We start from the raw sequence: 12,000 nt of genomic DNA, 5'->3' as shown, positions 1-12,000 counted from the left end.
TTTTAGAGCTGCTAAAAGGTTATCACTTCCTTAATTTGGAGATCGCGATTTTGATATTTTTGATAAAGATCGTTGTAAGCTGATGCGATCGCTTGCCATTTATCTTGAGGACAAAAAATGCGATCACTGGGTCTATCTAGAGATTTATAGATGGGTCGCTAATTATTGTTAGGTCTTTCTTTTAATTTGGCTAATAAAAATAAAACTGTGAATTGCTTGCTACTAAAGCCACTACTGCTATGAACTTCAACTAATCGACTATCCGAATCACACTGAATAGACATATCACCAATAGCAATTATATGCCCTCTAAGATCGTAATTGACAGACATATCACCAATAGAAGTGATATAAAAAACTCCATTAATAAAGCTGTAATAGACAGACATATCACCAATAGAATTGATATACTCGACACCTAAAAGACTTCCTCTGCAGTAATTGAAAGATATCCCCCCAAAACTACTGCCATATTTGATAGACATATCACCAATAGAAATGATATGCTCATGCACCAAAAAACTACTGCCATATTTGACAGGCATATCACCGATAGAAGTGACATGTCCCCAAAAATCATATTTGACATGCATATCACCAATAGAAGTGATATAGTCGCCTAGCCAAAATTTAGATCTATAGACAATTCTACAAAGTCTAGAAGTCTTATCAGAACTATTAATCTGAAACTTTTCGATACCATCAATTTTAGTGGAAAAACCTAGAAAGATTTTAATTAAATCAACAGTATCTTGAACTTGTTGGTGCCAATTACTAAAATCTGAATCTATATTAACTGATAGCTTTTCTCCCGAATTTAGAATTACATCAATACCTTCTGTAGAGATTCCGTTAAATGAGTTTCCAGTATCGCTTATTACAATATCTAAAATTGCGCTGAGAGGAAATTTGTCAACTTTTGTGTTCAGCAATTCTTTTGTTTCAACTATTAATAGATTAATTGTCTTATCAAATTTACAAGTTCTAGTCGGAGTAGCTTTTAAAAAAATTAAATACAAACTATAAATTAGCCATACTAATAGACCATAACTTCCTACTAAAACCAATGAAGCAACTAAAAATAACCATATTCTAGAATGGTTATTTAAATCCATTGATCGGCTACTATAGATGACGAGTCTTTTAGAATTATTTTCAAGTATATTCATAATGTAAGTTTATTTCTTGTGAACTAGCTTTGTTCCTACCTTTTTGAATGTAGTTTGTTAAAATTCAATAATAGTTTGACATTCTATAGAAATTGTTCGCTTTTAGCCTCCGCCTCCTTCTCCTCCGCCTCCTTCTCCTCCGCCTCCTTCTCCATATCTATTCGTGTTTGAAGCTAAGGTTACTAAAAATAAAGATACAAATTGTTTGAGATTAAAGCCGCTATTACAGTGAATCTCAACGATCCGTCCATACGAATCGGTTTGAACATTCATATTACCAATGGCAGTTATGCGACCTAATAGACCGTCTTGGTATTGGATACCCATAGCACCGATAGAATTAATCCGTCCCTGATAATCGTATTGAACAGCCATGTCACCAATGAAATAAATACAAGGCTTAAATCGCCAAAGACTCGTGCTATATGTGATGGAGATATCACCTATCGAAATAATTTGCTGAGAAGAGACAAATTTGCCAACTTTTTTATACTTGACGGGAATATCTCCAATAGAAGATATCTGCCGAACTCCCCAAATATTGCTTGCATCACTATACTTGACAGGCATATTGCCAAAAGCGATGATGTAGCCAGAACAATTGATAATTCTGATAGATTGAATCTTTTGGGTGTGGATATTAGTTAGCAACTCTTGAGGGATGCTAGTGTCTGTCGCTAAACCTAAAAATGATTGAATTAAAGCTACAGTTTCGTGAGCTTTTAGATACCACTTACTAGGAATATTGGTGTCTAAACTGATATAAACTGAAACATTTTTACTTGAACTTAAAATTAAATCTACTGGTTCTGTGGGAATTTCATTAATTGAGAATCCACCTCCACTGATAACAACATCTATAATTTCATTGAGTGGGTATTCAGCAGTCTTCTTGCCAAATAAGCCCTTGATTTCAACTGTTAATTGATTAGTAGTCTTATCAAAGATACAAGTTCTAGTCTGAATTACTTTTAAAAATAAATACAAACTAAGAGCCATCCAAAACACAAAAAAAACTAAACTAAACCATTCTAAATATTGATCGGTAGTAGTTAGTTTAAGCTGATACACACCTTCATTTTGTTTGACCTCAATACTAATTATCTGAGTGCGTCTTGTTTGAATAACAAATGTTTGACAAGAGCTAATATATGGTTCACTTCGTTTGCAGTTAAAAGAAGTGATTTCCAGAAAAGAACTTCCTACTACAATTCCAAGTATAGGAAATAATGCAGAAGCTAGCCATAGCGCTATCGGTCGGCTATAGATGACTAGTCTTTTAGAACTGTGCTCAAGGATTTTCATGATATTTTTGATTCGTCAAAGTGTTGATTTCAATTCAACTAGCTAGGTGCTTACTAGAAAAAACTGCCTTAGGGATAGGAAGTGACTGTTGAATTTCTAACTTAGAGTCAACGTTATCCATTTGATCTTTCTCCCATGCTCTAACTCTAGAGTTTGCCTCATCAAAAATTCGCTGATAGTTGCCAATTCTGACCTTAAATGAAGCCTCTTCATTGAGCAAATCCCATAAGGGTTTGTAATCGTTATAAGTTTTAAAGTAAGCTGCCTCATTCTTAGGCGCAACGGAATCTGTCCCAAACAAGAAGCGATCGGGATACTTATTGAGGAGGTTTGCAAAGGCACGGGTAGCTTCTGGTTCTTTTACAAAATATTTCGCTACTTCATCCCAAGAAATATCAAAGTTGACATGTTGATAATCTGGATCTTTTAAGATCTCCTCTAGTAAATTTAGATGATTTCCTCTAGGTGCAACAATACGCCCTAAACCATTGTGTGCCCAGATAATTGATGTTTTTGGATGGTTCTTAAAGAGGGTTTTAAGATTATCAAAATAGGCGGGTCTATCTCCTGTTATGGGTCGAACAGTGTCAATATCACAATGGATTAAAGTTACCAATCCAATATCACCAGCTAGGGCAAAAACTCGATCTAAAGCTGGATTAGTCAAACTTGCTGTATGCCCACCAACCTTATCACTGACAAACTCTTTATGAATTGTGAATTCACCAATTCCAGAGAAAACTCCAGGGTACATCTTTAAAACTCGGATAATATGAGCAGTTGCATACATATCTGTAGGATTAAAACCCGTAATCATCGGGTCAAAATGCTTTTGCTGCTCTGGAGATAACTTGAGATATTCTTGGGCAATCATTGCATCTACTAAAGAATAGTAATACAGCTCTGTATCTGAGAGTAAATAATAGTCTGGAGCGCGTTTACCATCAACGAAGTAGTCCCATTTTTGTTGAAGGGGAATTCCAAATATTGCTACTCTGTTAACCTTATTGCCCAACAGATTGAGAAAATCGCGTATTTTAATTCCTTTTTGAATATAGTTGGTCAAATGAAAGTGGGAATCATTAAATAGGATTTGGCTTGTCCCTTGAGTGAGATCTTCTTTGCCGATCGCCGAAAACGACAAGGAAATCACAAATAAAATCGAGAACAAAAAAGCAACTAAGGAAAGTTTATATCTCTTTAAATAAAGCATTTTTTAACTCCACTGATCGGTTTTATTTTTTTACTAGCGGAATCCTGAAACGACTACTGCATCAGGTTATAACCTACGATTCTTGCTTTATCTCCTTCGATGACTAGCACAAACTCTTCGGAGATAGTGACGTGGGTAAACTCAGTGTTGTATGTGAGAGTTGCTAAAGTTTCAGTAGGTGTGGACTCGATATTAAATCCTAATAAGTTAGAGCTTTTGACCTTTCCCAGACGCTCATGGATAGTTTTACAGGCCTTAAGGGCAGCATTTTTTTCATGTTGTTGCTTGAAGCGATTATCTGCTTGTTCGTAGATTTCACTGCATTGCTGAGCGTTCAGTCGATTGTGGAATTCTACAACAGCACTCTCCGCAATTTCTTTTCCTTTCAATAGCCCATTCCAAAAAGCACAAGATGATAGCAAAATTGTTGCTAGGATGGGAATAAATAGTGAGCGAAATATTTGTTTGTACATATCGAACTTCTCCAACCTTATTTAAAATTTTTCAACTGGCATAATTCTTATATCTCTGAGAATCAGGCAGTTATGCAACAGTGTTGCAGCAAGGAAAAGAATATTCCCGTTCTAGAGGATGGACGGCGCGAAGCGCTGCTCATCCGAACTTTCTAAAATTTTTTATGGAGATTGACAAGAGAGAAGTTTAGCTTGTGGGTAGGTAGATAGCAGTTGCTTCTGTCGCTCTTGATTCGATCGCCCATAGGTATTGAGCGATCGCACGCTATCAGGTGAAGGCAATCCAGAAAGTACCTCTTGTCCAAGATCATTGAAGAGAATTACTTCCTTAATTTGTAGGTCGCGATTTTGGTGCTGTTGATAAAGATCGTTGTAAGTAGAGGCGATCGCTTGCCATTTATCTTGAGGACAAAAACTGCGATCAATGAGAACGGTAATTTGCATAGGAGGTAAACCAAAGGCGATCGCACCACCCACAAGACCAAATCCTAACCATCCCAAACCGAGTGTAGTTACAACTTTACGATTAAGTTTATTCATTGATTTACAGGTTAGTCTAAAAAGTTTTGCTTGTTAGTTTTTAATACTTCATATAAAGTTATCTAGTCACACCCAGCACATCCTCCACAGGCAGAACATCCACCATCATCGCCAGATTTATCCTTACTGCTAGAGCTACTATTACTACGCAAAGTAATTACAGTTAGGACTAAAATTAAACCCATAAATGGTATTAGCAAATATATAGGATTTTTTGAGACAGTAATTAAAGCAATAATTAGAAATAAGAACAAATTAGAAACAAAAACTGTAATATGAATAAAAGCAGAAAATAGTTTGTTTTTGGGTGGAGTACGAACGAATTTTATCCATAAAATGTATGCTCCTACAAATAAAGCTAAAAGACTTATATAAATTATGGGTTTTCCATTGCTCAAACCGAAATAAGTTCTTATAGCACCTAATATATATAGGCAATAAGTAACTAAGAAAGTTACATCTATCCATCCAATTTCAAATATATTTCCTTCGTTATTTATATACTCTTCCCAAGAAAGATCGGTATTGTCTTTTGATTCTGGAGTAATAGAAAATTTGCTTTTCATCCATTGAGTGATTGATATATCGAAGACAAATGCATTTCCTATTAATACACAATAAAAAGCTAGAAATTCATATCCTGACAAGTTAAACATACCAAAGATTAATCCCATAGCATTTAAGATAAAGAGAACTAAACAGAATTTTCCTAAATTTAAAGTGTGTGGCATGAGTTTTGTATTAAGTTGAAAAAACAATAAAAGTAAGAATGTTGCGACAATTAAGGTGATGTCACCTAGCAATAAATATAAATTACTAGAATTTGCAAATGAATTTCCTACGCCTGACCTTTGAGCAAATACTGGCAAGCTGAAGCTAATCAAGCTAACGAGAAAAATTGAAAGGAAATTAACAATATAATTTAGCTTTAAACTATCAAAGTCAATTGGGAAGTGTGGTTTTGGTAAAATCCAGTTTTCTTGAGTATTTGCTCGGACAAAATTGACATCTTTGCCAAAGCGGATGTGAGAGGCTTTCCAAATATCGGATGGTGGAACTTGAGAAAAGAATAATTGGTAGTTTGCTAAAGTTTTATTATAAAAACTATTGAATTTGATTCGTTCATTTGTTCCACCCTTAGTCGGATGATGATGTAGATTTTGCTGAAGGATATTTGGGCAAAAGTCATCCCAATAAGATCGGGTATATAGCAAATGCAAGTGCCAAACTTGATCGATCTCATCTGATGGAGTAACTGGATGATCTGACACAATAGCTAAGAATACAAATTTTTTATACTCATCAATTACTCTTTGTGTATATTGAATTGTCCAACCATTGTCTCTTGCCAATCGTTTACTAAACGGCATCTTCGCATCAATATCATCAAGATCAAAATTTTGAATTCTTTGAAAAAGTTCTGTCTGTTGGGTTGTCATAACTTTCTAGTTGATTCTAATTAGTAAGAATATTTGAAATTTATCTAATTTTTAGAGGAGTAAAAATTTCTTAATCTCTATCCAAAGTCAGCGAAATCAATAACGGATAGAAATCCAAATTCTTTTCTCTTAAAGATTAGTTTGGAAGATTTCCTTAAGTAGGTTCTGGACGTTTTGGGGTGTGCCAACTTGGACTGTAGACTCCCGTAGAGCGGCGATCGCTTTTAGTTCTTGCTGGTTAACCTCCCCATAGGCGATCGGATAAATTCTCACTTCGCTAAACCTCATTAGATCCTTGACCTCCTCAAATTTAAGTCCTGAAGTTACTTCACCATCAGTTAGCAAGAGCAAGCGAAAGACTCCTGTAGGATCAATTTTGCGTCGTTCCATGAGAGGGGCTAAACCTGCGATCGCACCATCATAAAGAGCAGTATTACCATCAGCTTCGAGAGCATCGATCGCTGCGAGTAAACGCTTATGCTGCAAAGCATCAAAGGGAGATAGGTTGACTATATTTTTGACGCGATCGCTAAAAGTGATCAAACCAACCTGATTGCCAGCATTGATTTCTTTAGTAGCAATTCGTAAGCCTTCCTTCACAGCTTGTATTCTCGCACCAGCCATTGAGCCACTGGTATCGATTACCATCATCATATAAACAGTACGTCCACCATCTTTGCGTTGCTTCCAAAAAGTGAGCGCTGTCTTCAGAACTTCTCCTGAGGGGGTAGCAGGCAAGTTCTTGCGTTTGATATATTCCAATACTTCAGGAGTGGCAAACGCAAGTTTCTGCATAGGTTCCGAAGTTGCAAATTCAGCAAATTTTTGGAGTGCTTCTTGCTGATCAGGTGTATTCCAATCAAAGCCAACTAAAGGCGCATTATGAGGTAATCCAAAAGGAATATAGGCAACTTGCTCAAATCCTGGCAGCTTTTTCAGAGCAGTAAAAGCAACACCATCAAGGGGAAAGGCTTGCATTTTTTGTTGATCACGCACAAAGATATCTTTTAGTTCTAGAGTTGTCACTGATGTGACAATCACTTGCTTCTGAAAAGCATCAAATACAGAACTAACTTGGGGAACTTTTAAGTCTTGTACTGTTAGTGGTTGCTTATCGCGATCGTGTCCTGCGGCTTTCCAAAGAATTGTATAGAGTAGGTTGAGTGCAGTTGAACTTGAATAAGGATTGGGATAGCCAATAGACAACTTGCCTGTAGTAATAGCATCAAGCAAGCGGTCGAAAGTTACTTCTCCGCTTTTAGCTAGTTCTTGGTAAATGTCGCCTCTTACTGCAAAGCCAGTTCCATTGGCTTGTAAGACTGGGGCGATCTGTTTGGTTGGAATACCGTCGCTTTTGAGGATTTCGACCCACAAATCGTTGGATGGACTGAAACCAGCAGGTTTAAATGTTTTAGATGCAATCAACCTTTCGCCTAAGCCAGAGGCAATATTGCGAATCCCGACTCGGATAATCTGTCCTGAGCCTGTTGTAAGGTTTTTAGCATTAAAAGCCTCGGCAACATCAACGAGCCAGCGTTCATCTTGCTTTTGAGCATTAGCTTTTTCGGCAGAGCTAAAAATCTCTACATAAACCTGTTTAGTGTCATTGGTCGGTTGAGCGCCATACAGAGGGAAGTCTTCAATCTTTGGTAGAGGTTCTTTAATGCTATCAGTGGAATATCGCGCTGCCGCCGAATCAGAAACTAATGCTTGTTCGATTTTAATTTTAGGTAGAAAATCATTTTGAATAGCTTTGCTTGCCGTCTCAAAAGAGTCAATTTTTATCGTTCCACAAGCTACAATTAATGTCAGGCTCAGCCCGATCGCAAACCAAAGCGATCGCAGAGTTTTGAGCTTTTTAAACAGGCGATCACGTAGCTTATTTGAAATTTTATTGATGATATTGGCAAACATAAATTTGTTATCACTAGTTAAAAATTTAGTATTTTCGTCGATGATAATGTAATTTAAAATGTTTAGGGTGGAATTTCTATTGCTTTATAGGGTTCAAGTTGCAGGAATTCACAAATGAAACTAGCAATTTTATGTGCTTCATTTAGCTCTACATTATTTGAAACCATAAGGTTGATAGACAACAATTTTGAGTTACCATAAAGAGAAATTCTTATATCTTGAACAATTAGTTCACCATCCGAATAATTTTTTTTCTCCTGCAAATAAATTTTTTTAATTTTATGAAGTGGGATATTAGTAGGTGGATTATTTGGTAGGGATTTCCAAAAAGCTTTCTGAATTATTAATTCTCCATTGCTTTTATCAAAAATATAATTTACAGAACTAAAAATATCTATAAATAAACGATCTATGCCAAAAAACTTCCAAAATAAAATTACCGCTAAAGCTTGATATGCTAGCCATAGTAGATTCGAATTCCTATAGCTAGTAGTAATATTCAACTCAGCCATTGTAGTATTTCTCAAGAATGTATTTAATTTAACTTCTTGTTCATGTACGATTTCTCTTTGTGTGGAAAGGATAAACTCTTCTCTAGTTGTTTTAATTATCAGTGAAGCTTCATTGTCTTCAGAAGAATATGGCTTAGTTTGAGCTTCTTTGATGATATTTCCATTTTTAGTAGAAAATACTTTCTCAACTTTTCTATACAAATTAGATCCAGTTAGAGAACAAGATATTTCTGCTTCATTTCGATAGCAATCTATTTTTGCTTGATCTAGTACATTGAATTTACTTGTTAAGCCTATTAAAATAATACAAATGTAAAAGATGGTAGAAGAGATAAGTGAGATGATAAATTTTATACTCTCAGAAATTGATGGACTTTGAATAATTAGCTTTTTTGTTGTGCGACTAATAACAGTTATGGACATAACTTTTATCCTTTTTAAATTTCATTTGCTTGTAAAGTGATTTTATTTGTGTCGATCGCCAGTCTTAACTGAGCAGGAAGCTCCATTTTGAGACTTGAACTATTGCGATCTAGCGAAAGCAACAGAACTTGATCTTGTAAATTTTGTAAAAGTTCATGAGTAGCTTGGAGGCGATCGTAACTTGCTTGTAACCGTCGCTGCGCGACCACACGATAGTTATCAGACTTCACCTGACCGATAGTAGCGATCGCCTCAGCAACCTGTCCCGCTAAAGCCAAAACAGTGATCAAAGTCTCTAAGATATCTACCGTCAAGTCTGGCTCCTTCTCAACTATTTTTTCAGCATAAGCATGAATCTCCCTTGCCCATGCTTTCGCTCTGCGCCACTGCATTCCAGTAGCGAGAGATTTGCGTTCCAATGCATCCAGTTTTGAGGCAAATACATAGCGATCGAGCAAATTATTTTCATTCAGCCAAGCGAATTCCTTCTTGATTTGCCATGCCCACGCACCAAATACAATCGCCGCGATCGCACCACCACTAGCAATCACAATCGGACGTGGGCGTAGTATTGCTATAAAACAAGCCAAACCCAAAGCCGTTCCTGCCAAAAGCATATAAGTTTGTGGCAATTGGAATAGCCTTGTCCTTTTATTACTCCGACTAGGCGGTGTTGGCGATGGTACTTCTAGCATTGACGATATTACTGGGATTGATTGTTGCGGTGTTGCTGTTAGAGGTTTTGTCACTTTCTCCTCCTTAGGAATCGACCATGTTAAAGGTGTTTCGGCGGGATTTTGACAGATAATCGGTAACCATGTCGCACAGGGAAAGCGATCTTCAATCCCTTGCAAGCGCTCTCTTGCTCGACGGACTGACAAATAGCATGAGGTTCCACTAGAAAAGTCTTCGAGAAAGTAACGCAAAAACTTCTGGGCTACTTCATCGGGGATCGGTTCGCGCATCACGATCACTTGGGGAATATGCAAGTCAAATAGCGATCGCGCCAAGCCCAAACCATCACAGGAGTTAAAAATTGCTAATCTCAAACCATTGGATACAGCAGTCCTCATGGCATAGCGCAACTGTTCCATCCTTAAACTCTCAGTCTCGTTAATATAGATCCGACCGATATCCTCCTGTGTAGAGCTATGCCCCGCAAAAAAGAGAATATCCCATTGCTGTTGCCACAATTGATCGTTCAGTTGTTGCCGCTTCGGTTCCACTAATAAAGTTACTTCAGCATTTGGTAATTGTTCTAGCATCGTGCGATCGGTATCCACATTAATACCTTCGCTATTACCGAGAATTACCAAAATATGGATCTTGTCAGAGTGTTTTTTGACAGGTTCGATACTGGAGTAGGCAGGAGCAGCGATCGCAATTTCAGATTTAGTAAAGCGGCGGTCAAATAAGTCCCACAAATGCCAAGGCATTTTCTGCAAATAAGGATTTCCCGATTGCAAAAGCACGCGCACTTCATCTGTTCTTTGGATATTGTCTGATAGTAATTCTCTTGCTGTTAAAAAAGATTGCGATCGTAGCCACTCATTTAACTGTTCTGCTAGTTTTTCTGCTGCATCATAACAATCTTCAATAAAGGAAACGTTGGTAACAGCATTCGCATCAGCAGAAAGGCGAGTTGGCGCTCCTATTGCCAAATAGATAGATTGCCAAGCATCGTATAGCTTGGGTAAATCAGTTGATGGAGGTAGAACTGCGGAAATCTCTGATGAAGGTTGGACTCCTTCTTGACCGATCTGAATCGTTACAGAAAATCCTTGTTCAAAATTACCGTCATTAAATTTTAGGGTTACTAGCTTCCCCATAATGGCGATCGCTCCATCAAAATATCTACAAAATTATCATGTACGTTTTATTTAGATTTGTCATTAAATTACCTTTGTAAATATAAAAAGCTAATTCAAAATTATTGTTTGACTAACAATAGCTCTAGCGATCGCTGAACTATGCAGTACAAATGCAACTATTTAGCTACCTATCAGGCTCGAACTAAGAACTTACGCAGTAATTTACAAAACTTAAACTTAGAACAAAACAAAAAAGTAAGAAGTGACTGGCGGCGCGAAGCCTCGCAAATCACTTCTGGTGGGTAAGGGAGTATTTATTTGTTAAACATTGTAAAGAACGGCGTAAGTTCTCAGATTAGCCATGATGACTAAATAGATTAAAAATGCAAATCGAGAATTCTACTTGCATACATCATCAATCTCTAGCGATAGATAAAAGCACATGTAACTCATAGTCAAAAAAATATGAAGAAAGTAATGTATTGGTTGATTGGAGAAAAAGCTGGTAGAACCGTTGTCGGAACTTGGAACTGGCTCTGGGGAATTCCTGTAGATGCAGGAGGTAAAGTGGCGGTAGCAGTTGCCGAGGAATCACTACAATCGATGCAAGAAGGTGTCCATCGTCTAGCAGAAGCAGTTGCTATTCAAGATGCATCCTATCAAAAAGCCAAGAAAATGCATGAGGCAAAACTTAAAGAGTTAGAAGTTCTCAATAGACAAGTTGCGACCGCCCAGAAACTTGGAAACGATCTAGCAGCAAGGCAGACAATGACAAAAGTGATTCAGATCGAGCAGGTTTTGCCAAATCTCGAATCAATGATTCGGCAAGCAGAACAAGCCGTCAATCAGTCCAAAGCAAAGCTGAATCGTGAACGGGTAAAGATCGAGTCATACAAGTCTGACATGCAGAATATGAAAGATCTTGCAGAGGTAAACGAAGCATTGGCAATCATCGCCAGTGTCAATAATGAGTTTGATATTGGCTCAGCCAAGAGTCAATTTGAAGAGGCAAAGAACGCTGTCGAAACTCGCAATTTGCGAACGAATGCACTTGCCGCAATATCTGAAAATCCGATCGCAGTGGTAAATGCCGAAATTGAACAAATGACTTTGGAAGACGAAGTAACGCGCCGTCTTCAGCAAATCGGAAATTCTGACCTTCAACAACTGAATTAATTTGACTTAATCAAGGAGTAAATTG

General features: G+C 37.3%; 11 protein-coding genes. 2 read left to right on the top strand and 9 right to left on the bottom strand.

What is annotated here, in order from left to right; translation table 11 throughout:
• Nucleotides 1-158 precede the first annotated feature (158 nt).
• The 9 genes from B9G53_RS01630 to B9G53_RS01590 form a co-directional block, all read right to left on the bottom strand.
• Nucleotides 159-1,169, bottom strand: a complete 1,011-nt coding sequence (locus tag B9G53_RS01630) for a hypothetical protein (RefSeq protein ID WP_141211673.1) — start codon at nt 1,167-1,169, stop codon at nt 159-161.
• Between the two features lie 102 nt (nt 1,170-1,271).
• Nucleotides 1,272-2,474: a hypothetical protein gene (locus tag B9G53_RS01625; protein WP_094528576.1), complete on the bottom strand. Its 1,203-nt coding sequence runs from the start codon at nt 2,472-2,474 to the stop codon at nt 1,272-1,274.
• A gap of 34 nt (nt 2,475-2,508) precedes the next feature.
• Nucleotides 2,509-3,687, bottom strand: a complete 1,179-nt coding sequence (locus tag B9G53_RS01620; RefSeq protein ID WP_094528575.1) for an amidohydrolase family protein — start codon at nt 3,685-3,687, stop codon at nt 2,509-2,511.
• Between the two features lie 53 nt (nt 3,688-3,740).
• Nucleotides 3,741-4,160 carry a DUF4019 domain-containing protein gene (locus B9G53_RS01615; RefSeq protein ID WP_094528574.1) on the bottom strand — a complete coding sequence of 140 codons (420 nt, stop codon included), beginning with the start codon at nt 4,158-4,160 and terminating at the stop codon, nt 3,741-3,743.
• A 162-nt stretch (nt 4,161-4,322) separates the two neighbouring features.
• A complete protein-coding gene (locus B9G53_RS01610) occupies nt 4,323-4,700 on the bottom strand; it encodes a hypothetical protein (protein ID WP_094528573.1) in 378 nt (125 codons plus the stop codon).
• Nucleotides 4,701-4,762: 62 nt separating this feature from the next.
• The gene (locus B9G53_RS01605) at nt 4,763-6,139 is read right to left on the bottom strand and encodes a hypothetical protein (RefSeq protein ID WP_094528572.1); all 1,377 of its coding nucleotides are present in this window, start codon (nt 6,137-6,139) and stop codon (nt 4,763-4,765) included.
• A gap of 129 nt (nt 6,140-6,268) precedes the next feature.
• Nucleotides 6,269-8,053, bottom strand: coding sequence for a VWA domain-containing protein (locus tag B9G53_RS01600; protein WP_094528571.1), 1,785 nt, complete (start codon nt 8,051-8,053; stop codon nt 6,269-6,271).
• Between the two features lie 62 nt (nt 8,054-8,115).
• Nucleotides 8,116-8,988 carry a hypothetical protein gene (locus B9G53_RS01595; RefSeq protein WP_094528570.1) on the bottom strand — a complete coding sequence of 291 codons (873 nt, stop codon included), beginning with the start codon at nt 8,986-8,988 and terminating at the stop codon, nt 8,116-8,118.
• Nucleotides 8,989-9,002: 14 nt separating this feature from the next.
• Nucleotides 9,003-10,817, bottom strand: a complete 1,815-nt coding sequence (locus tag B9G53_RS01590; RefSeq protein WP_094528569.1) for a CHAT domain-containing protein — start codon at nt 10,815-10,817, stop codon at nt 9,003-9,005.
• A 141-nt stretch (nt 10,818-10,958) separates the two neighbouring features.
• Between B9G53_RS01590 and B9G53_RS27080 the strand changes: the two genes are divergently transcribed.
• Both B9G53_RS27080 and B9G53_RS01585 read left to right on the top strand, forming a co-directional pair.
• Nucleotides 10,959-11,105 (top strand): hypothetical protein, encoded by a 147-nt coding sequence (locus B9G53_RS27080; protein WP_176453050.1) that lies wholly within the window; start codon nt 10,959-10,961, stop codon nt 11,103-11,105.
• Between the two features lie 159 nt (nt 11,106-11,264).
• Nucleotides 11,265-11,975, top strand: a complete 711-nt coding sequence (locus tag B9G53_RS01585) for a PspA/IM30 family protein (protein WP_094528568.1) — start codon at nt 11,265-11,267, stop codon at nt 11,973-11,975.
• The last annotated feature ends 25 nt before the right edge of the window (nt 11,976-12,000 follow it).

The sequence above is a fragment of the Pseudanabaena sp. SR411 genome, assembly GCF_002251945.1.
Classification (GTDB): Bacteria; Cyanobacteriota; Cyanobacteriia; order Pseudanabaenales; family Pseudanabaenaceae; genus Pseudanabaena.
Note: the sequence above shows the minus strand (reverse complement) of the source record. Positions and strands in the feature narration are given on the sequence as shown.